20 protein-coding genes are annotated in these 21,376 nt (G+C 32.5%); 6 read left to right on the top strand and 14 right to left on the bottom strand.

Features of this window, described 5'->3' with window-relative positions; translation table 11 throughout:
- Window positions 1-36 precede the first annotated feature (36 nt).
- Together CN692_RS05970 and CN692_RS05965 are read right to left on the bottom strand one after the other, a co-directional pair.
- Complete coding sequence (locus tag CN692_RS05970; RefSeq protein ID WP_098118240.1) at window positions 37-702, bottom strand: FadR/GntR family transcriptional regulator; 666 nt, start codon at window positions 700-702, stop codon at window positions 37-39.
- 218 nt (window positions 703-920) lie between these two features.
- On the bottom strand, window positions 921-2,879 hold the full coding sequence (locus CN692_RS05965; RefSeq protein ID WP_098118239.1) for a cation:proton antiporter: 1,959 nt from the start codon (window positions 2,877-2,879) through the stop codon (window positions 921-923).
- Between the two features lie 230 nt (window positions 2,880-3,109).
- Here CN692_RS05965 and CN692_RS05960 point away from each other — a divergent pair, with 230 nt between their 5' ends.
- A complete protein-coding gene (locus CN692_RS05960) occupies window positions 3,110-3,682 on the top strand; it encodes a hypothetical protein (protein ID WP_098118238.1) in 573 nt (190 codons plus the stop codon).
- Window positions 3,683-3,710: 28 nt separating this feature from the next.
- Here the strand turns inward: CN692_RS05960 and CN692_RS05955 are convergent, their stop codons facing one another.
- Complete coding sequence (locus CN692_RS05955) at window positions 3,711-4,394, bottom strand: diphthine--ammonia ligase (protein ID WP_098118237.1); 684 nt, start codon at window positions 4,392-4,394, stop codon at window positions 3,711-3,713.
- A 363-nt stretch (window positions 4,395-4,757) separates the two neighbouring features.
- Between CN692_RS05955 and CN692_RS05950 the strand changes: the two genes are divergently transcribed.
- Complete coding sequence (locus tag CN692_RS05950) at window positions 4,758-4,994, top strand: hypothetical protein (protein ID WP_098118236.1); 237 nt, start codon at window positions 4,758-4,760, stop codon at window positions 4,992-4,994.
- Window positions 4,995-5,130: 136 nt separating this feature from the next.
- Here CN692_RS05950 and CN692_RS05945 read toward each other — a convergent pair whose 3' ends face one another.
- Complete coding sequence (locus CN692_RS05945) at window positions 5,131-5,457, bottom strand: hypothetical protein (RefSeq protein WP_098118235.1); 327 nt, start codon at window positions 5,455-5,457, stop codon at window positions 5,131-5,133.
- Window positions 5,458-6,035: 578 nt separating this feature from the next.
- On the opposite strand from CN692_RS05945, the gene CN692_RS26455 reads away from it, so the two are divergent.
- The 3 genes from CN692_RS26455 to CN692_RS05935 are packed head-to-tail and all read left to right on the top strand — an operon-like array spanning window position 6,036 to window position 8,314.
- Window positions 6,036-6,164, top strand: coding sequence for a cytochrome c oxidase subunit 2A (locus CN692_RS26455; RefSeq protein ID WP_257131808.1), 129 nt, complete (start codon window positions 6,036-6,038; stop codon window positions 6,162-6,164).
- Between the two features lie 15 nt (window positions 6,165-6,179).
- Entirely contained in the window at window positions 6,180-6,650 is a 471-nt protein-coding gene (locus CN692_RS05940; protein ID WP_098118234.1) for a cytochrome c oxidase subunit II, read from the top strand.
- Between the two features lie 8 nt (window positions 6,651-6,658).
- A complete protein-coding gene (locus CN692_RS05935; protein WP_098118498.1) occupies window positions 6,659-8,314 on the top strand; it encodes a b(o/a)3-type cytochrome-c oxidase subunit 1 in 1,656 nt (551 codons plus the stop codon).
- 176 nt (window positions 8,315-8,490) lie between these two features.
- Here CN692_RS05935 and CN692_RS05930 read toward each other — a convergent pair whose 3' ends face one another.
- The 9 genes from CN692_RS05930 to CN692_RS05885 all read right to left on the bottom strand — a co-directional run bounded on the left by CN692_RS05930 (window position 8,491) and on the right by CN692_RS05885 (window position 19,663).
- The gene (locus tag CN692_RS05930) at window positions 8,491-9,306 is read right to left on the bottom strand and encodes a formate/nitrite transporter family protein (protein WP_098118233.1); all 816 of its coding nucleotides are present in this window, start codon (window positions 9,304-9,306) and stop codon (window positions 8,491-8,493) included.
- 5 nt (window positions 9,307-9,311) lie between these two features.
- Window positions 9,312-10,040 carry a sirohydrochlorin chelatase gene (locus CN692_RS05925; RefSeq protein ID WP_098118232.1) on the bottom strand — a complete coding sequence of 243 codons (729 nt, stop codon included), beginning with the start codon at window positions 10,038-10,040 and terminating at the stop codon, window positions 9,312-9,314.
- Between the two features lie 4 nt (window positions 10,041-10,044).
- Entirely contained in the window at window positions 10,045-11,469 is a 1,425-nt protein-coding gene (gene cobA, locus CN692_RS05920; protein ID WP_098118231.1) for a uroporphyrinogen-III C-methyltransferase, read from the bottom strand.
- A 3-nt stretch (window positions 11,470-11,472) separates the two neighbouring features.
- Window positions 11,473-11,790, bottom strand: a complete 318-nt coding sequence (nirD, locus tag CN692_RS05915) for a nitrite reductase small subunit NirD (RefSeq protein WP_098118230.1) — start codon at window positions 11,788-11,790, stop codon at window positions 11,473-11,475.
- 25 nt (window positions 11,791-11,815) lie between these two features.
- Window positions 11,816-14,215, bottom strand: coding sequence for a nitrite reductase large subunit NirB (gene nirB, locus CN692_RS05910; RefSeq protein WP_098118229.1), 2,400 nt, complete (start codon window positions 14,213-14,215; stop codon window positions 11,816-11,818).
- A 255-nt stretch (window positions 14,216-14,470) separates the two neighbouring features.
- Entirely contained in the window at window positions 14,471-14,860 is a 390-nt protein-coding gene (locus CN692_RS05905) for an iron chaperone (RefSeq protein WP_098118228.1), read from the bottom strand.
- A gap of 19 nt (window positions 14,861-14,879) precedes the next feature.
- Window positions 14,880-16,118, bottom strand: a complete 1,239-nt coding sequence (locus tag CN692_RS05900) for an MFS transporter (RefSeq protein WP_218923539.1) — start codon at window positions 16,116-16,118, stop codon at window positions 14,880-14,882.
- 923 nt (window positions 16,119-17,041) lie between these two features.
- Entirely contained in the window at window positions 17,042-18,664 is a 1,623-nt protein-coding gene (locus CN692_RS05890) for a flavin-containing monooxygenase (protein WP_098118226.1), read from the bottom strand.
- A gap of 48 nt (window positions 18,665-18,712) precedes the next feature.
- Entirely contained in the window at window positions 18,713-19,663 is a 951-nt protein-coding gene (locus tag CN692_RS05885; protein ID WP_257143975.1) for an alpha/beta hydrolase, read from the bottom strand.
- Window positions 19,664-19,808: 145 nt separating this feature from the next.
- Here CN692_RS05885 and CN692_RS05880 point away from each other — a divergent pair, with 145 nt between their 5' ends.
- Window positions 19,809-20,504 (top strand): response regulator transcription factor, encoded by a 696-nt coding sequence (locus tag CN692_RS05880; protein WP_098118225.1) that lies wholly within the window; start codon window positions 19,809-19,811, stop codon window positions 20,502-20,504.
- An 84-nt stretch (window positions 20,505-20,588) separates the two neighbouring features.
- Here the strand turns inward: CN692_RS05880 and CN692_RS05875 are convergent, their stop codons facing one another.
- The gene (locus CN692_RS05875; RefSeq protein ID WP_098118224.1) at window positions 20,589-21,266 is read right to left on the bottom strand and encodes a response regulator transcription factor; all 678 of its coding nucleotides are present in this window, start codon (window positions 21,264-21,266) and stop codon (window positions 20,589-20,591) included.
- Window positions 21,267-21,376: the final 110 nt, after the last annotated feature.

Genomic DNA, 21,376 nt, shown 5'->3' with positions numbered 1-21,376 from the left:
CATATCATCAGATGTTTAAATCATAACAATAGGAGCTTATAGTGGCTCCATATTTTTCATCGCATATTTTATTGCATCTTCTTCATTTTGATTTAAAATTGCTAAGTACAACTTCTCATGTATATCCGAATTGTCTTGATAATTGGAAGTATTCATGATTAATTTACTTAAATCTTGACGTAGAACTGGAATAAATGACTGATATAAATCAATCAGTATTGGGTTTTTACTTGCTTTTGCAATTGACAAATGAAAGGAAATATCTGCTTCTAAGTATTCAGCATACTGCCCTTCTTTCAGTGCATTTTTTCGTTTATCCAAATACGTTTTCATTTGTAAAAGGTCATCATCATTACGGCGCTTAACGGCTAATGATGTCACTTCTTTATCGATCATCGCTCTAGCTTCAAGAAGATGTGCTTTATTTGCATCTTTCAAGTTTTTTTCCAACGAATTTTGAACAGGACTATTAGAAATGATATGTGTGCCATGACCTTGTCTAACTTCTAAAATACCTGCGTGAGCTAAAATTTTAATTACTTCTCTTAGTGTTGAACGACCAACACCTAATTCTTCCATTAACTGTGGTTCTGAAGGTAATTTGTCACCAACTTTATATTCACCAGAAAAAATTTTTCTTTGTAATTGTTCCAATACCTCGTCTGCTAATTTACGACGCGGCACCTTTGAAAAATTCGTCATATCGTCTGCTCATCTCCTGTTTAATAATTTCATTATAAACATCCCAACTATATAAAACAAGAAAATAAATCCCCCTAAAATTTCAATGTATTATTAGAATCTCACTTCACAAAAATTAAATGTAATTTGATCCTTTTTTCTAATTACGTAAAATAGAGTATGATCCAATTATGGTCATACTCCATTTTTCAAATTGAAAAAATCAAAACCTTGTCTAATCACTCTATAAATTGGATTACATTTTCAAGCATTAATAAATGTTGTCTAAACTCTTTTAATTCATTTCGATTAATTTCGCCTTTTTCGTAATTATGTTGAATCACCTCTCGTTCAATTTGAGAAGCAAAATCAAGCCATTCCTGAAAGTATTCATTCGTAATGCTAAGTCGTTCACTAGTCTTTTCTATTTGTTGAGTGTATTTTTTAATAAAAACATCAGTGATTTCTTGTGGAACTGTTGATGATTTTAATTCCTTCAATTTTTCTAAAACAAACTGATTATTACTGTTTTTTAGTTTGATTAATTGTCTTCGATTTTCTTCAAATGATCGTGGAATAAAATTACCTACGTGCAGATTGTTATTTAATAATTCCATGTAAAATGTATCAGCTTTATATCGTTTATCCTTTGTTAGAAAATAAAGCCTTTTATTCGACCGCTTTAAAGTTGGAAATGCTATTTGGAGAGAAATCTGTCTATTTTTAAGTAAATTTTTTGTATCTTCTATTTGCATCTCTAATATGTAACGGTTTAATAGCTTTACATGACTATTTAGATCAGTTGAACTTGTTAACGAAAGGATACGATTATTATAAATATGAATGATTTCAGCAATCTCTACATCATTTTCCTCAGTTTGATAACTCTTTATTTTTTCTATGACCTCTCTTAATATCTCAATTTCCTTGGTGTAATCCTTTTGACCAGTTATTCTTTCTTTTTTAGGTGCAAATAATGATAAAGTAAAGTTTGCAAGAAGTAATGTAGTTAGGATTACGCCGGCTGAGATAATAATTAATAGATCTCTTTCTAAAAAATACTTTCCAACACTTAATTCGATCGGTAACGATAGTGCACTGACTAGCGTAATTGTTCCTCGGACACCTGAAATTGTATATAAAGAGGTTGTTTTAAGTTTGCTTTTAAAGCTATTCGCTGAATCTGATTCAAAATTATTAAAGAAATAAACCCAAATAAAACGTAAAGCCAGTAGTACTAGTGTGATACTTAGTATGTAAATTAAGAGGGTGTCACTACTTATATAATTTTTTTGGCGAACTGTTTGTAAAATAATTGGTATTTGAGTACCTAATAGAATAAATACTAATCCATTCAAACTAAATGTTAATACTGACCAAGTGTTTTTTGATAATAGATTTAATTGGACAATTTCTGGATTCATATGTTTATAGCTAAACGAATGAACAATTCCCCCACTAACAACTGCCAGTATTCCACTTACGCCAAAATGTTCTGCGACTACAAAAATTAAAAATGGTAATAAAAGTTCCATTAAAATAAATGAAATTGTATTTTCGATCCCAAGTTGTCTAAACCAACGCATCAGCAAGATTTTAAGAAAACTTAAAAATGCCCCTAAAACAACACCACCAAGAGAAAGAAATAAAAAGCTTGTACTCGCTTGAAAGATTGAAAAGGAACTGGTAATCAATGCGGCTACAGCGAATTGAAAAGATACCAATCCTGAAGCATCATTTATGAGTGATTCACCTTCTAAGATATTCAAAATTTTATGTGAAATTTTAATTTTATTTGCCATGGCACTAACTGCGATTGCATCTGTTGGCGCTAAGGCCGCTGCGAGGGCAAAACATGCTGGAAAAGGAATAATCGGAATCATCCAATGAATGAAATAGCCTAAAATAGCTACAGTTAAAAATACTAATCCGACAGAAAGTAATAAAATTGGCTTTCTAACTGCCCATAAAGCTTTTTTATTAACATTTGCCCCATCATTAAATAAAAGAGGTGCCATAAAGAGAAGAAGGAAAAGTTCCGGATTTAATTCGATCGAATGGCCGGATAATGGAATAGCTAAACAAATTCCTAAACCAACTTGAATAAGTGGTACTGAAATACTAGGTATTAATCTACTTACTACATTAGAAATAAAAACGCCACTTAACATTAATAAAATGAGTTCAAAGATTTCCATATTAGCTTGCCTCTTGTATTTAGTACGTAAAAGATTATTTTTGCTAAATAGTATTAAGTAAAATTAAAATTTATATTCTAACCTAGGATTTATCTAGTCTAGAAATTATGTGGTTGAAACGTTCCCAATTACCTTCTTTATTTAGAGAAAGATTGATTACTATTTAAAAGTATATAATTGAATAATTAAACTTAAACTAAGTCATTAAAAAAATCACAAGGTGCGAAATGATGAAAAAAATATATTTGACAACTATTTTAAGTGCGTTATTATTCTTTAGTTTTACACCATTAACATTTGCAGATATGTCGAATAATGTTTCGGCCACACTTACAGTTAAAGTAAGCCCCTCTTCTAATTCCACTGATTCGATAGATGAGGTTACACCAATAAAAGGAGCAAGAATTATTGTTATCAATTCATTAGGTAAAGTGATTGGAACAGAATTGACGGATTCGAATGGAATTGCAAAACTACAAGTAACCGTAATAAGGGATTTTCGTTTTCCAAAAAAGGAAATGGGTCAAGTTACGCTTATTACAGTTGCAAATGATTATAATGAAAACATCAACTTTAGTGTTCCAATCAATGAATTTAATGACCATACCGCAAAAGTCTCCGTATCACTTTGGAAAGTGGATCCAAAAAAAAGAAATGAACCACAATTTAATAATGGCTCATTTCATCGGTTAACAGTATTTGAGATGTTAAATCAATATGCTGAACAAGTTGGATTAGCGAAACAAAATATTACTATGTATGAAGGAACAACTCCAACATGGGGTCCAAATATTAAGAACTAGATTTATGTTCTTACTTGTTGATTTCGATTCAGTTAGGAACAATATCGGTAAAACAAAATCTAATTTCACCCGTATAAATATCTGCAGATCGTTTCTTTTCACCAATCTCAAAATGTATTGGTGTATTAAAAATCGGTCCATCAAACACAAATGAGTGATATTCTCCGTTTTCACCACAAGGGTCAACTTCTTTTGGAAGTTCGTCTATAAACTGTTTATCGATCACTTTGCCTGAAGATTCCTCAGATAATCTAGTTAAATCTACACAAGTAATAATCGTTTTATACCCTAATGATAGAAAACGTCTAATCACATTTGATGTACTTTCACCCCAAAGAGGAAAAATTGGAGTTATTCCTAGTGGTTTTAACATTTCCTCTCGGTACTTTCGGACATCTTCAAGAAAAAGATCTCCAAATGCAACATATTCAATCCCTTGCTCTTTTAATTCTAAATTAACCTTTGTCATAATTTCTTGATATAACTCATTCGAACAATTTTCTGGAATCCAAATTTTCCTTAATGGAAGTCCGATCGATTTTGCTTGAGACTCTAGTAATTCGACCCTAACCCCATGAATACTAGTACGGTTAAATCCTTCCGTTACAGATGCTATTAACAATACGACTTCGAATTCATTTGAATGCATTAAATCATGTAAAGCCAATGTTGAATCTTTTCCACTAAAAGATACAGCTATTTTTTTCTTCAAATCTTGATTGCCTCCCCTTTTTAGAAACCTTGCTACTTAAACATTATAAACGCAGTTTGGCCACTTTTAGTAGAGGTTTGCATTAATCTTAAAATTAATGACTTCACTAAATATCCAACAAAACGTTAATTAAATTTACATAATTCATATATTTTAATTGATAAAATACAACTATATTACTCTCACTTAATTTAATTTCTTCCTACTCACATAATAAATCGGATTTACAAAAATATCGTCAAACTAATACATACTGAATCAATCATTAGAGAAAAATAAAATTGACATACAACCATAGGGTGTTATAATAATAAATAACACCAAATGGTTGTATAATTTTATTTTTTAGGAGGCAACAAAGGGATGGACAAGCAAGCTCAAGAAATGTTCTTAAATTTTATTTTACAAAGAGTACAAGAAGGCAAAGAAAATGAAGCAAAAGAGATTCTTTTAGAAAACTTCAAGAAACAAGATGAAGGTACTTTTTCTTTAGAAGAAGTTCAACAATTTGTTCCAAAAATGATTACTCTATTAAAACCTGATAAATTAGAAGAAGTTAAAGCAGTTGTCATGCAATTTGCTGGCAATTTCGGTCAATAAAACGAAAAAAACTCTGTCAATCAGAGTTTTTTTTATTTCTGTTTTGTAAAAATAACTACAATTCTATTCACCCAATCCTTTCAAAATATTGGAGCCAGAATAAAATTATTAATAATTACTTTTATAAATTTGTTCCCTATTTTTCTAAATGTCGCTCATAAATAATAAATGAATAAAGTCGATAAATTATCGGAATTGCCGATAAAATTGACAAATAAATCATCGTTTCATCATTTATAAAAAATGATAAGATGAAGACAACGATCGCTATAAAAGTAAGAAAGTTCCCAGAGAATCCATTAATTGGTTGATTATTTAAAATAAGTGTCTTTGCTCCCTTTAAATCTTTCGCATAACAATCTTCGTGATATGGAACTACTTGAAAAAACATTGTTGCAGTTACAAGATCTCCTCTTATCCTTATTTCCTGAGAGCATCGATCACAATGCACAGTTTTAGACAAATCACCCACTCCTTACCATGTATTAATAAGTATAGATTCATTAAAGAACCTTCTAATTAGTTCAATAGAGTATCATAACTTTCGTTTCATAGACTCCGCTTCATCAACTGTTAATTTTCATTTAAATGTTTATGTATAAAAAGATATTTAACTAGGTAAAATTCATCACTATTTTCATCTTTAATGAGGCTTTAAACGTCTACGAGCTCACTCAAATCTCACCTTTTAACAACATTTTTAATAGATTGGTAATTTCGTTAAACAAACTACTGGCCCCAAATTACACTATTGAAATTTCATTCCTCTAATAATAATCGTTCTTAATGATCATCATGGTTGAGAGCATAGTGACGTTGAATAGTCTCAATTTAACTCTTCTATATTTCCCATTCTATTTCCCCCTTTTTTATTAAAATTTCATTAAATCACTTCATTTTTTCAGTAATCTACTTTTAGTTTGAATTTTTTCTTTAAAGAATAGTAACTTACATAACATTTCCTTGAATAGAAATACTTGGAAAAAATAATACTATCTTTTAGAATTTATATTTTTGAATTTAGCATATGGAGGGATTAAATTGAGTTCAAAGAAAACTGGGAGTGAGCATGATCATAATTTAAATGGAACTTTTATTAGTGTTCTCGTACTAGGAGTTTTCATTGTTATTTTATGGTTTAGCTTCTATGCATTTTATTTAAGTCGTTAAAATAGGAGAATTTACATGCATCTACATAAATACGAAAAAATTTGGTTAACATTTGGAGGAATTTCTTTAATTGTTTTTCTATTAATTATCGGTATAACTGCTTTTCGTTCCCATCTTCAACCAGCGGGAGGTATGGACACAGTTAATCCGCAAACTGTTGAAAATACTGCACCTTTCAATCATCCAGGTGTTTATGCAAAGGATGATGGTACGTATGATGTTGTTATACTAGCAAAAACATTTGCTTATGAACCAAGTAAACTAAAAGTACCAGTTGGAAAGAAGATTCGATTCATTTTAACGAGCACAGATGTAAATCATAGTTTTTCAATCGTTCATACAAATGTAAATATGATGGCTGTTCCTGGCCAAATTAATACGAAAGAATATTCATTTAAAAAGCCTGGAAATTATTTAATTCTATGTAATGAGTATTGCGGAACAGGTCATTCGTTTATGCAAACAACAATTGAGGCGGTGAAATAATGAATGAAATGATTGGAAAATCAGATCGTAAACTTGCATTAACTCACATTATAGTGGCATATATTGCGTTTTTACTAGGTACTTTTGCTGGTTTATTGCAGGTATTTGTTCGAAACAAAGCACTAGAACTACCAAAGTGGCTTGATTACTATCAAGTTTTAACTGCACATGGTATTTTGCTTGCTATTGTCTTTACTACATATTTTATATTTGGTTTCTTGATTACAGGAATGAGTAAAACGCTAGGTGACTTCGGCCCAAAAGTAAAGTCTTTTAGTTGGGTTGGTTTTATTGTCATGACAATTGGTACGATCCTTGCAGTCATCATGATTCTTTCTGGTCAAGCATCAGTACTATATACTTTTTATGCCCCACTTCAGGCTAGTGCTTGGTTTTATGTTGCTTTAGCACTTTTTGTCGTTGGCACTTGGATAACTGGATTTGCGCTAGTTGGACAATATGTTGCTTGGAAGAAAAAAAATAAAGGAATGATAAGTCCTCTAATTGCATTTATGACAGTTGCAACGATTGCTTTATGGGTAATCGCAAGCCTTGGTGTTGCTGCGACTGTACTATTTCAATTTATACCGTGGGCTTTTGGTTGGGTTGATACAATTAATGTAGAATTAAGTCGTTCGCTTTTTTGGTTTTTTGGTCATCCGCTTGTTTATTTTTGGCTGCTCCCTGCTTATATTGGTTGGTATGCAATTATGCCAAAGATTGTTGGCGGAGAAGTATTTAGTGATTCACTTGCACGATTAGCATTTATCTTGTTCCTGTTATTCTCAATTCCAGTTGGGTTTCACCATCAACTTCAAGAACCTGGGATTTCAAGTTTCTGGAAATTCCTCCAAACGGTGTTAACATTTATGGTAATTATCCCTTCGTTAATGACTGCTTTCTCTATGTTTGCGGTATTTGAAATTTCAGGAAGGAAAAAAGGTGCAAGAGGGCTATTCGGTTGGTTCTTTAAATTACCTTGGAAAGATGTTCGTTTTACATCACTTTTCATAGCAATGTTATTTTTTGCTCCTGGTGGTGCAGGTGGGATAATAAATGCAAGTTATCAACTAGACGAGATCGTTCATAATACACTTTGGATTGTAGGTCATTTCCATATTACAGTTGGTACACCTGTCGCTATGACATTTTTCGGATTAACTTTTTGGTTAATTCCTTATTTAACAGGGAAAAAACTTACAAAAGAAATTCAAAGATTAGCGTTTATCCAAATTTTCACATGGGCAATTGGAATGTTTTTAATGTCAACTACGATGCACATACTTGGCCTCTACGGTGCGCCAAGACGTACTTCATATACTGATTATATGGGACATCCGGCTGCAGCCAAATGGTTTACTGGCGTATTCACAAACCATTTTACAGTTGCAGTTGGTGGATCAATCTTATTTTTATCTGCTTTGTTATTAATTTTTATTGTCGCTCAATCAATATTCGCTTTACCGACTGCTCAATCTAAGGAAGAATTAGTAGAATTCCCAGTTGCTGAAAGCAATACCGAAAATACGCCACGTATTTTAGAAAATTGGTGGTTATGGATTGGGGTATCGATTGTATTAATCTTAATTGCTTATACAATTCCATTATCACATATGATGCACCAACATCATCCGACAGGATCAGAGGGCTTCAAAACATGGTAGGAGTGAATTAATTTGTTCATTTTAACATTTTCATTAATCCTAGTAGCTGTTATCAGTATCATTATTTTTGTTGATTTAACAACAAAAGAAGAATAGTACTGTTTTCACTTTCATACGTAAAAAAAAACAACCTTATTCTGTTTTGAATAAGGTTGTTTCCTTTTATGCAAATTTTATTAACTTACTTTCTTACTATGACTGTTTTTAGTAGACGATAATTTTTTATTTGTAGTTCCAGAACTAGAAACCCAGTAAGCCGCTCCTACAAAAAGACTTCCACCTATAATATTGCCAATTGTAACTGGTATTAAATTTGAAACCATTCCTGCGAATGTAACTGTTTCAGGATGTTTGATTAATAAAGAGATTGATAATAATGTCATATTTGCAATGCTATGTTCAAATCCTGAAGTAATAAAGGCAAACAAGCACCAGAATACCATAATTAATTTACCAGATTCAGATTTCATTTTAAATGAACACCATAGTGCTAAACAAACAAGAATATTACAAAGAATTCCACGTATTAGTAGCTCAACAAATGGAGCATTCATTTTTGCTGATGCTGCATTATTAATAAAATCTGCTACACCACCATTAGCTAATCCAGAGTAAACAAACAATACAGCTACGAGTACTGAACCTAATAAATTTCCAAGATAGCTATAGCACCATACTTTCAAAGTATCAGTCCAACTCACCTTTTTTTCTAACATGCCAATTGACATAATCATGTTATTTCCGGTAAATAAATCTGCTCCAGCCATAATGACTAAACTTAATGCAATTCCAAATGAAACACCCATAATAATTTTTGTTCCAGCAAAGGCAGTGGGAGCTAGTAATCCACCAATTGTGAAGATTAATATAATACCTAATCCTACAAAAAAGCCTGCCATCATTGTCGGAACCATATATTTAGTTTTACTTGAATTTACTTGGTTTGTCCTGGCTAAGGCAGCATTTCCAATTGTATCTATTATTTCTTTCAAATTAATCACCCTTTATTTAGACTTTTTACCTTTTCTTGAATACGTTCTATAAGTGCTTCACTCATTAATTCATCAAATTGTAAATTCCCACACAGGTGAAACTTTTCATTTTCTAGTGCAATGCGTCTCTTAATTTTTTCAAGCAGTAGACCTGTAAATAATAAATAGGGCATAACATAAATACTTTGAAATTCTTTACTCATCTTATTAATCATATCTTCTAACTTTGGTTTTCCAGCTGTTAAAAAAGCTGTCCGAACAGGTACTCCCATACGATCCTCTACAGCATTTCCTATTTGTTCAAGCATTTCAATTGGCTCAGTATCACTACTACCTCGTCCGACTAATAATATTGCAGAATGACTAGTATCTTTTGCGATCATTACTCGTTTTTGAACTAATTGAATCATTTTCTCATGTACACCAAACGGTTCAGTTATTGTAATGTTCACTTGTGGAAATCGATCTAATATAAGATTTAATTCGTCTGGTATATCGCGTTTAAAATGACCGGCTGCAAATAATAATACTGGTACGACTAATATTTTTTGCGCACCTTCTAAAATTACTTTTTCTAACGTTTGTTGAATGGTTGGCTCAACTAATTCTAAAAATGCATACTCTTGTTTTTGTACTTCAACGTTTTTGATGACGGACTGAATAAAGTGAATAAATTGTTCATTACCTTCTTGCCTACGACTTCCGTGTCCAATATAAACGACGGCATCAAACATGATTTCACTTCCAATCTCCAAGCAATAGCTGATCTTGTAGTTCTTCATCAACTTTCTTAAAACCACACTTAAATGCATATTCCTTAATTGATTCACCGATATATGCAAAAGGTAAATTTTTTAAAGCATGTTGTTCTGTTTCATTTAATTCTTTTAAAAACCAATCTACTGACGACTTATTTGGAAAAATAATTGATTCCCAATTGGTTTCATCTAGCATTCTTTGATTTATTACATCGAAGCGAGAATCTGCAATAATTTTATGTGTTGCCAAATATTTAGATTTAGGTGGCTTTGGGTCTTCCTTGTCTTGAGATCCAACAAATACTGTTGAGACTTCTTCATCAGTGAACTTCTCTGCAATAATTCCATACTTCGCAATTACCTTACTTGTCTTCGAAGAAATTGACTCAATTCTCATTGGAAGTTTACGAACATCGTGATTTGATCTGTGCATATTAGAAATAAATAATTCCACACTTTCTGGCGTACAAAAAACTAATCTTTCATGACAAAATGCATCAACTAACTGATCATTTTCAATTGGAAGTTCAACTAATTTAAGTGTTGGAAAAGAATAAACCTCAGCACCATTTTCAGATAGATAAGCTTCTAGTCCATTCTTTTCTACTGTTGCAGTAGCTTTTGCCAATAAAATTTTTCGCCCAAAATATTTTTTCTTATCAAACCAAGCAAGCTTTGAGCGAAGTTTAACTACATCTCCAATAATAGTCATCGCAGGATTTGTAATTTTTTCTTTCTCAATATTTGATACAATAGTTTCAATCGTTCCTTCAACAACTTTTTGTTTTCCAATTGTTCCCCACTGTATTACAGCTACCGGAGTTTCTTTCGATTTACCATTTTGGATTAAATGCTTACATATTATAGGGAGATTATTTACTCCCATGTAATATGCAAGTGTATCTCCTAACTGGTCAGAACAATTTGATTCCTTTAAATCTTCATTTTCCAAACATTTATGTCCTGTTCTTAATGTAAAGCTTGTACTATATTCACGATGTGTAACTGGAATACCAGCATATGCAGCTGCAGCGATGCTAGATGTAATGCCCGGTACAATTTCAAAAGGTATATTATGCTTTGAAGCTTCCTCTGCTTCTTCCCCTACTCTACCGAAAACTGCTGGGTCTCCACCTTTTAATCTAACGACATATTTACCTTCTTTTGCATAATTGACTAATGTTTCATTAATCATTTCTTGTCGCATAGTATGTCGATCAGGGAGCTTTCCACAGTATATGAATTCACAATTTCCAGCCGCTTCTCTTAGTAATCTTGGATTTGCAAGACGATCGTATAAGATTACTTCTGCTTCTCGAATACAATTCATTCCTTTTTCAGTTATTAAACCTAAATCGCCAGGACCAGCACCTACAAATGAGATAAATCCATCTTTTTTTGTCATAAGTTACACCATAATATATACAAAACCGTCGATTATTTCTGTTTCATATGTTTTTACAATTCCATCATCTGGTTTTTGTACTTCACCAGTTCTTAATGAAATTTTCCAGTCACGAAGCGGACAAAATACATATTCACCCGAAACAATACCCTCTGCAAGTGGCCCATTAGTATATGGACAAGTACTTTCAATTGCATATACTTCTCCGTTTGATAATCTAAATAAAGCAATTGATTCCCCTTTAATAACGATCTCTTTTCCAATTTGTATTGGTAATGATTCTACATCAATAACATTAATTTTTTCTGGTGTTGTGATCATCTTATGGCTCCTCTCGATTTCGCTATTATTTTCTAATAACTTCATAAAGATCTAATTGATTAGTTAACGCTTGTCCCCAAGCTTCTTCATATGTTGCTTTTGCTTGATCGAATTTCTCTACTAATGCATTTTCTTGTTCTTTATTTAATAACACTTCTTTAACTTTATCTGCTCCAAGTCTTTCTACCCAAGGAGCAGTTCGCTCACCGTATACGCCGGTTTCTCGATAGAATTGAACGTATGCTTTTGCCATATGAATTACTTCTTCTTCAGTCGTAACAGTCGTTAGTTGATCACATTCTCTAACTTCTGTTCCACCATTCCCTCCTATATAAAGCTGGTAGCCATTTTCTACGCATATTACTCCAAAGTCTTTTGTCAGTACTTCAGCACAGTTTCTTGGACAACCTGTTACACCCATCTTCATTTTGTGCGGAGTATCTACCATTTCGATCGCTTTTTCTAGTTCGATTCCTAATCCTAATGAATCTTGTGTTCCAAATCGGCAGAATCGATTGCCGACACATGATTTAACGTTTCTTAAAGATTTAGAATATGCATAGCCAGATCGCATCCCTAATTCTTGCCAAACCATTGGTACGTCTTCTTTTTTTACACCATATAATCCAACTCGGCTTGCTCCAGTAACTTTTACTAACGGTACGTTAAATTTATTTGCAACTTCACCAATTTTAATCAATTCATCACCAGTAGTAACCCCACCATACATTCGAGGTACAATAGAGAATGAACCATCTTTTTGAATATTGCCTTCCATTCTTTCATTTACGAAACGAGATGACTTATCATCATGATAATCATTTGGATACATCATTCTTAAATAATAGTTTAAAGCTGGTCTACATTTTGAACATCCTTCTTCATTTTCAAAACCTAGTACCATTCGAACTTCCCTAGGAGTTTGTAACCCTTTTTCTTTTATTTCATCCATAACTTCATCACGAGATAAGTGTGTACATCCACACATACCTGGTTTTGCAGCATTTGGATCAAATGTATCTCCAAGTGTTGCTGCTAAAATACTTTCAACCATTCCTTTACATTTTCCACAGGATGCTCCAGCCTTTGTGCAACTTTTCACATCTTCAAACGTAGTAAGCTCTTGCTCTAAAATTGATTGTACAATTGTGCCTTTCGTTACTCCATTACACCCACATACAGTATCGTTTGCACTCATTGAGAGAACAAAGTCTTCTGCTGAATCCTCTCCTGATTTATGGAGAATCGAAGCACTTGTAAATTCTTTAATATTTGTTTCATTTTTCAGCATATTGAACAGTCGGTTACCATCTGATGCATCTCCATATAAAACTACACCAACAACTTTTTCATCCCTTACGATTACTTTTTTATAAAGACCTGCAAATTGGTCATTTATAACGATTGCTTGTGTATCATCTTCCTCGTGGATTAGTCCTCCAGAAAATAGATCACATCCTGAAACCTTTAACTGAGTTGATAATATACTTCCTTTATATCCGATAGTTGGGAAACCTGTTATATGATCTGCAAGTACAATCCCTTGTTCATACAATGGCGCTACTAAGCCATAAGTAGTTCCATTATGTTCGGCACATTCACCTACAGCATAAATTGAAGAATCAGATGATTGCATATAATCGTTTACAACAATTGCACGGTTTACATCAATTCCTGCATTTTTTACTAATGATATGTTAGGTCGTATCCCAACTGCCATTACAACTAGATCACATTCTAAACTAGTACCATCTGAGAAATTAATGCTTTCTACACGATTTGTACCATTAATCGAAACCGTTTGTTTTTCCATTAAGAAATTCATACCTTGAGCTTCTAAATCTTTTTTAAGCATTTTTGCTGCAGGTTCATCTAGTTGTTGTTCCATTAAAGAAGGTAGTAGATGAACTACATGTACTTCCATTCCTCGATCAATTAAACCTCTTGCTGCCTCTAAACCTAATAGGCCGCCTCCAATTACAACCGCTTTCTTATATTTTTGTGCGTAATTTATCATTAGTTCAGTATCTTGGATTGTACGAAAACCGACTACTCCATCAAGTTGATTACCTGGAATCGGCAGTATAAATGCACTCGAACCAGTAGCTATAATTAGTTCATCATATGAAATCGTTTTTCCTTTTTCTGTTTCTACTATTTTATCTATAGTTGAAATTTCCGTAACTCTTTCGTTTGTTAGTAATGTAATTTGATTCTCTTCATACCAATTCCAATCATTAATATTTATTTCGTCAATTGTGGTTTTACCTTGAAGTACATTTGATAGCATAATTCGGTTATAGTTCGGATGTGGCTCATCTCCAATGATTGTAATTTCAAATAAATTTTTATTTCTTTTTAAAATCTCCTCTATACAACGAACTCCTGCCATTCCATTACCAATCATTAATAATTTTCTTTTCATTTGTAATGTCCCCCAAAATAGGAATTGTGAAATTGTTCACATGAATTTCTAAAAAAAATCTTTTTTTCGATTACAAAACCGTTTTACTATTTAAATACAAATTTAGTATAACTGATATTTAACGTTTTCAAAGCAAATTCTTTGACAAAATTATGAACAAAATGTCATCAGGCATTTCCCTTTTAAAAGTAAAAACCTCTAAGGCTAAATAGACTTAGAGGTTTTTACAACATATTTGACTGATGTTTATCTAGTTTATTTCTTTTTTTGTTTTTTTTCTTCTGCTTTTTTTATATCTTCAATTTCTCTATATTTAACAATTTTTTTTACTAAATCAAACGGTAGTGGTTCATTTATTGGAAATTGTACAGACCCTTTTGCGCCTTTATAAATTGATAACTCTTCCTTAAATGCTGCAATTCCGCTTGCGCCAGGATAAAATCCTATGTGATTTTTATATGCTGCAAAGTGTACTAAGTTTTTATTAAGCGCAAATGTAGGCATTTGATAACTAATTTTTTCAACTGCATTCGGTACAATTTCTTTAATTGTTTTTCTTAAAGCTTGTAATTTTTCTTGAATTTCTGGTTGAAATTGTGAAATATATTCATCAATCGTATCAAATGTGTTTTTTGTATTTTCCATAAATTCTCCTTTAATTAAATTATCCTACTTTTTCTGTTTTCTCTCCAGAAAGTGAATTAATTCTTCTAAGCGAAGGGAATAAATACATCCAAAGTCCTGCAACTACAATCGTCCCAAGACCTCCAACTACTGCTGCTGGAACAGTACCAATTAATCCAGCCATCGTTCCAGATTCAAATTCTCCAAGCTGATTTGAGGTTCCAATAAATAGCGAATTTACGGCATTGACTCGACCTCTCATATCGTCTGGAGTTTGTAGCTGTACTAGTGAAGAACGGATTACTACACTGACTACATCAGAAGCTCCGATGATAAATAAAGCAATTAATGAAATGACTATGTTTGTTGAAACGGCAAATAGCACTGTAGCCAATCCAAACACAATTAATGCACTAAATAATATCCGACCATATGATTTTTTAAGTGGAGAATACGCTAATATTAGTGACATGATTAATGCTCCCACTGCAGGTGCAGTTCGCATTAAACCCAATCCCCAAGCACCCGTATGTAGTATATCTTGCGCATAAATTGGTAAAAGGGCTGTAGCTCCACCAAGTAGTACCGCGAATAAATCAAGCGAAATTGTTCCTAAAATAATTGGATGTTTATATACAAATTCTAAACCCATTAGCATTGTTCGTAAAGTAACCGGCTCTGATTTTCGAATAAATTGACTATCTAATTTAATGAAGAATGTAAGGATTGATGAAAGTAATAAGGCAATTGCTGAAGTTGCATAAACATAAGCTGGCCCAACTGAAAATAATACTCCTCCAAGAGATGGCCCTAATATTTGTGCTGTTTGACCTGCAGACGTACTCCAAGAAATAGCTTGTTGTAAAATAGATTTTGGCACTACTTGTGGCAATAATGCTGATGAAGCTGGCCCCTCAAAAGATCGGCATGCACCGAGTATAAATGCAGCTACTAATATTTCCTCTCGACTAAGCCAATTTGCATAATTTCCATATAAAAGAAGTCCTGCAATAAGCGCTTCAATCATTTGGCATATGAAAACAATTTTTCGACGATCAACTCTGTCAGCGACTTGACCTACTATTAGTGTAAGTAATACCATCGGAATAAACTGCGCTAGTCCCACTAAACCAAGACTAAATGCGTCATGTGTCAAATCATACATTTGCCATCCAATTGCAACGGATAACATCTGAAATGACGTGGAAGTCATCATTCGCGAGATCCAGAAGTTCGTAAATGAAGTCCCTTTAAAAATAGATTTTTTTGATGCAGACAAAATAAAACTCTCCCCTTTTTATCTCTTACATCTAGCAAAGTGAATATTTATACTAGAGATAAAATTTAAATACAAATCATTATACTATTTTTACTCTGGATTAGTGGATTAATTCACCTTAACGTTAATGAATTTTAATAATTAGGTGGGAAGAAAAGATTACTAAATAAACTACTCTTTATAAAATCTAAATCCTTTAAAAGTGCCGATTTAGAATTCAACTTAACTGGTAAGGGGGCTTCCATTTTTAAATTTATGAATAAATGAATAATGCTGACTGTCTCGAGGCAAATATGGGGGTATTTTAGTGGCGTTTTTTAATTAAAGGTAATTTTATGATACTGATTTTTATGTATATAGTAGATTTTTTTATCAAACTAAGGTTATTTTGAATGAATTAGAGCAAATTAATTAATTTTCTATATTAGACCGTCCATATTTAGGCAAAATACCCCAACCGGTATAGGTATTATCATAGAATTTTGGGATTCTAGGAAATTTAATTGCAGTTTCCTAAAATTTATTTGCAGTTTTGTTAATTTTAATTGCAGTTTTACTATTTTTATTTGCAGAATCACGATTTTTATTTGCACTTTTCTATTTAATTGCAGTTTCTGATTTCTTATTTGCACCCTTCACACACTTATTTGCACTTCGCCATTAATGCAATTTCTGATTTCTAATTTGCACGTTTCACACACTGATTTGCTCTTCGCCATTAATGCAGTTTCTGATTACTAATTTGCAAGTTTACAAGCTTATTTGCACTTAGTCATTAATGCAATTTCTGATCCATTTTTCGTACACTCACTCGCTTATTTTTACTTAAGCATTAGTATAGTTTCTAATTACCTATAAAAAGAACTAAGGAGGCCCCTAATGTTATACTTTCGGGACATCCTCTTAAAATGTTACAATACCAATTAGTGAACTGCAGTTGATGTTAAAACAAAACCTTCATAACCACTCGAAGCAATTTCATCGCATTTTTTACGGTATGCTCCAACACCGCCTAAATAAATTTGAAATCCTCTTGGTTTTCCTTTAATATTTGCACCGGTGTACCATGATTCGGTTTTAGTAAAAAGTGTCGACTCGGCAACTTCTCGACAATGTTGACTCCATGCATTTTCTGCTTCAATATTAGCTTCAATCACATCGATGTCCTTTTGACGTAAGAACTGAATACAATTCGCAATCCATTCTACATGTTGTTCGATTGAAACTGGCATATTGCTTAAAACTGAAGGACTTTCAGGGCCAGTAATCATAAACATATTAGGAAATCCTGCGTTAGCAATTCCTAGATAGGTTCTCGTTTGAGCTCCTCCAGCCCATTTTTCTTTTAAAGTAACTCCATCTTTTCCTTTTATATCGATCTTCATTAACGGACCGGTCATCCCATCATAACCAGTAGCAAAAATAATAACATCTAATTCGTAAACATTATCTTTAGTTTTCAAACCAGCAGGTGTAATTGATTCGATTGGATCATTCTTGACATCAATTAATGTAACGTTTTCACGATTATATGTTTCATAATAATTCGTATCAATAATTGGACGTTTTGTACCATAGTAATAATATGGCATTAGTTTTTTGGCAACTTCAGAATCATGTACAATTTCACTAATTTTTGAGCGGATAAACCCAGCAACTGTTTCATTTGCTTTTTCATTCAGTGTAAGGTCAGTAAACGCTCCAAAAAGTCCAAGTCCACCATTTTTCCAAATTTCTTCGTATTTTTTAGTTCTTTCCAAATGATTAACCTCTAGTGCAGATTGAGTTGGTACTTCAGTAGGTTGACCGCCAGTAGATTCTCGCATTTGTTTTTTAATTTCTTTAAAATTTGCTTTAGTATTTCGAATATATGCTGGGTCATAAGGTTGATTTCTCGCAGGTGCACTATATTGAGGCGTTCGTTGAAATACAGTTAAGTGACCGGCTTGCTGTGCAATCACTGGAATAGCTTGTACACCGCTCGATCCAGTTCCAATGATTCCAACGCGTTTACCTTTTAAATCCACTTCTTTATCTCTTGGCCAGTGACCTGTATGATACCATTCACCTTTGAATGATTCGATTCCTTTGAAGTCAGGTACATTTGCTGCTGATAAACATCCAACACCTGTAATAAAGTATTTTGCTGTTACGTTCGTGTTGTTTTCAAGTTTAATATTCCATATATTATTTTCAGGATCATAGTGTGCAGATTGAACTCTTGTATTAAATTGAATATCTTTACGCAAATTAAATTTATCGGCTACAAAATTCAAATAGCTTAATATTTCAGGTTGCTCAGGATACCTAGAAGTCCATGTCCATTCTTTATATAATTCTTCAGAAAATGTATAATTATAGTAAATGCTTTCTGAATCACATCTTGCTCCTGGATAACGATTCCAAAACCATGTCCCGCCAACGCCCTCACCAGCTTCAAATACACGAGCCGTGAGTCCATCCTCTCTTAAGCGGTGGAGCATGTATAACCCCGAAAAGCCTGCACCAATAACAATTGCGTCATAATGTTGAATGTTAGCTTTCATTTCAAATCCTCCTTGTTTAAATAAATTTTTTTTAGAATGGAATCAATCTTATCCTTTATTTAAAACCGTTTGATTCAATTTATTTAAAAACTCCTCAATTCGATTGATCGACTCCTCTATTCGATCAGGAAAGACCGCCATATTTGTAAAATATCCGTGAACAAGTCCTTCCTCACAATACATCTCTACATTTACACCTGCATCTCTTAATCGCTGACCATATTTATTTCCTTCATCTCGAAGTACATCATTTTCCGCAGTAATAATTAGCGCAGAAGGTAGGTTACTTAAATTTTCAGATGAAAGTGGAGAAACATATTTATTTCTAGCATCTTCTTCAGAATTGATATAATGGTTTCCAAACCAGATCATTAAATCGCGATCTAGTCCATATCCTTCTTGGAAATCAAAATACGATTTAGTATCATAAGTTAAAGCCGTAACAGGATATACAAGTACTTGTCCTAAAATATTAGGTCCGTTTTGATCTTTTGAAAGTTGCGATACAACTGCAGCAAGATTTCCACCTGCACTATCTCCACCAACAACTAAATTGGAAGCGTTTCCATTAAATTCATTAGCATGCTCACTCACCCATTTTAATGCTGTATAGGAATCTTCAACTGGAATCGGAAATTTGTATTCTGGAGCAAGTCGATAATCGACAGAAACAACTATTCTATTCGTACGATTAGCTAGCATTCTACAACTTGCATCTGCTGTTTCTAAATCACCTATTACCCAACCGCCACCATGGTAATAGACAAATACTGGAAATGGGCCTTCCCCCTCTGGAGTGTATACCCTAATTTTAATTTGGTCATCTTGTCCAACTGGAACTTTCCGATCTTCAACTTTCGCTAACGGAGCTAGTTCAACTTCTACAGGTGGTACACTTGCAAACATTTCTCTTACAGCATTTGGTTCCATTTTGTGAATCGCTGGCATTTGATTAAACATCTCCACATATGCTCTTGCTTTTGGATCTAAATTAGCCACTATACATCTCCCTTTCACATTCGAATTTTGTTTTACTTTACGAGATCCTATATCTCAAAAAGCCTATCTAAAGGATATAATTTTTAGTATAATTAGAATATTCCTAATTTTGCATATATAATATCCCTAAAAAGGAGATGATAAAGTGGTTTCTGACTATACCATACAAGAACAAATTAGAAAAATTGAAGTTAGTACAAGTCATGAAGAACATATGTACAACATTCTTGATCTGTATATGAATCTTTTTCCGGTAGAAAATGCATATTTATTTAGATATTCTCCTTTTGGATTTTTAGGAGAAGGTATCATATTAATTACTACGGATGGATTATCTCATATTCGTGAAATTAGAGATGATATTCGTTCACTACCGATTATTTACTCAGCAATTTGTGAGAGAAAAGCAAAATTCTGTTCTGGTATTGAATACTTAAAACAAACAAGTAGTAAATATATCTTCCCTTCTAGTGTCAGTTCCATGATTGCAGTGCCTATTTGCTTTGGGACAGTTGTTGTTGGTTATATTTGTTCAACAGAATTTAAAAATGAATTAAAAATGGATGAAAAATTATTATCGTCTTTTACATATTATGGTAAGTTAATTGGTAAATTTTTAGAAAATACAACTGGTGCTCACCATTCAATTGAATTAAGTAAAAGAGAATTAGAAGTAATGAAGAGAATTGCTTGGGGTGAAAGTACGAAAGAAATGGCAGATTCAATGAATATTAGCGAGCTTACAGTAAAACAATATGTGAAATCCGCGATCAAAAAGCTTGGAGCTAATAATCGCTCTCACGCAGTTGGAGAATTAATCCGTAAAGGGATTATCTCTTAATGAAAGCGCTTTAAAGTCATAAAAAAATACAATAATCTTTTCACCTCATAGAGATTAAAGATTAGTTGTATTTTTTCATCCATATTAATCAAGGGAAATCCAATTCTTTTTTATCGCAAAAATGACTGCGTTTAATCGATCGGAAACTTGTAATTTATGGATTATATTTGAAACGTGATTTTTTACAGTCTTACTTGAGATATACAATTCATCACCGATTTGTACGTTCGAATAACCTTTACCTAGTAAATCTAATATTTCAATTTCTCTTTTCGTTAACAGATTATTCATTGCTTTATAGTCTAATTCTTTTCTTTTTCTACCGCTCTCGATCAGTCGATTGTTTTCTTGTACAATTTTATTTGTTAATCGTGAATCTAGAAAGAATTGACTGTTTTGTACTTGTTTAACAATTTGAATTAAGTATTGTTCATCTATATCTGTTAAGCATATTCCATTAACTCCGATATTCATCAAGTCCACAATTTCTCTGTAATCTATATTATTTTTTATGATGATGATCTTGATTTTCTTATCACGCAACTTTAATAATTGCGATTTATTTACCATTTCTTCATTTTTTACATGACAAATAAAATAAGTTTCATTTAATTCCCCAGTATTGATATGATGAAAATCTATTTTTCTTACATTTAATTTATGATGCTCTAATATGGTACAAATCCCAGAAACGAAAAGTGTATTTTCAACAAAAATAAATGTTTTATTTTCTTGGTGATTGATTTCATTATAAGTAAACATTTTATTACCACCTTTAACGCTAATTATATCCAATTGATTAATCCTAATTAATCCTATAAAATTAAAAGGAATTATTATTATATTATTATCATTTTACATGATTTTCTTAG

This window comes from Bacillus sp. AFS002410, assembly GCF_002556365.1.
GTDB lineage: Bacteria > Bacillota > Bacilli > Bacillales > Bacillaceae_G > Gottfriedia.
Note: the sequence above shows the minus strand (reverse complement) of the source record. Positions and strands in the feature narration are given on the sequence as shown.

Bases quoted from the DNA above. Each gene is read 5' to 3' on its own strand.
- CN692_RS05940 (WP_098118234.1), top strand. From the start codon at position 6,180: ATGCATCTACATAAATACGAAAAAATTTGGTTAACATTTGGAGGAATT.
- CN692_RS05950 (WP_098118236.1), top strand. From the start codon at position 4,758: ATGGACAAGCAAGCTCAAGAAATGTTCTTAAATTTTATTTTACAAAGA.
- cobA (WP_098118231.1), bottom strand. From the start codon at position 11,469: ATGACAAAAAAAGATGGATTTATCTCATTTGTAGGTGCTGGTCCTGGC.
- CN692_RS05935 (WP_098118498.1), top strand. From the start codon at position 6,659: ATGATTGGAAAATCAGATCGTAAACTTGCATTAACTCACATTATAGTG.
- CN692_RS05965 (WP_098118239.1), bottom strand. From the start codon at position 2,879: ATGGAAATCTTTGAACTCATTTTATTAATGTTAAGTGGCGTTTTTATT.
- CN692_RS05970 (WP_098118240.1), bottom strand. From the start codon at position 702: ATGACGAATTTTTCAAAGGTGCCGCGTCGTAAATTAGCAGACGAGGTA.
- CN692_RS05925 (WP_098118232.1), bottom strand. From the start codon at position 10,040: ATGTTTGATGCCGTCGTTTATATTGGACACGGAAGTCGTAGGCAAGAA.
- CN692_RS05890 (WP_098118226.1), bottom strand. From the start codon at position 18,664: ATGAAAGCTAACATTCAACATTATGACGCAATTGTTATTGGTGCAGGC.
- nirD (WP_098118230.1), bottom strand. From the start codon at position 11,790: ATGATCACAACACCAGAAAAAATTAATGTTATTGATGTAGAATCATTA.
- CN692_RS05960 (WP_098118238.1), top strand. From the start codon at position 3,110: ATGAAAAAAATATATTTGACAACTATTTTAAGTGCGTTATTATTCTTT.
- CN692_RS05875 (WP_098118224.1), bottom strand. From the start codon at position 21,266: ATGTTTACTTATAATGAAATCAATCACCAAGAAAATAAAACATTTATT.
- CN692_RS05905 (WP_098118228.1), bottom strand. From the start codon at position 14,860: ATGGAAAATACAAAAAACACATTTGATACGATTGATGAATATATTTCA.
- nirB (WP_098118229.1), bottom strand. From the start codon at position 14,215: ATGAAAAGAAAATTATTAATGATTGGTAATGGAATGGCAGGAGTTCGT.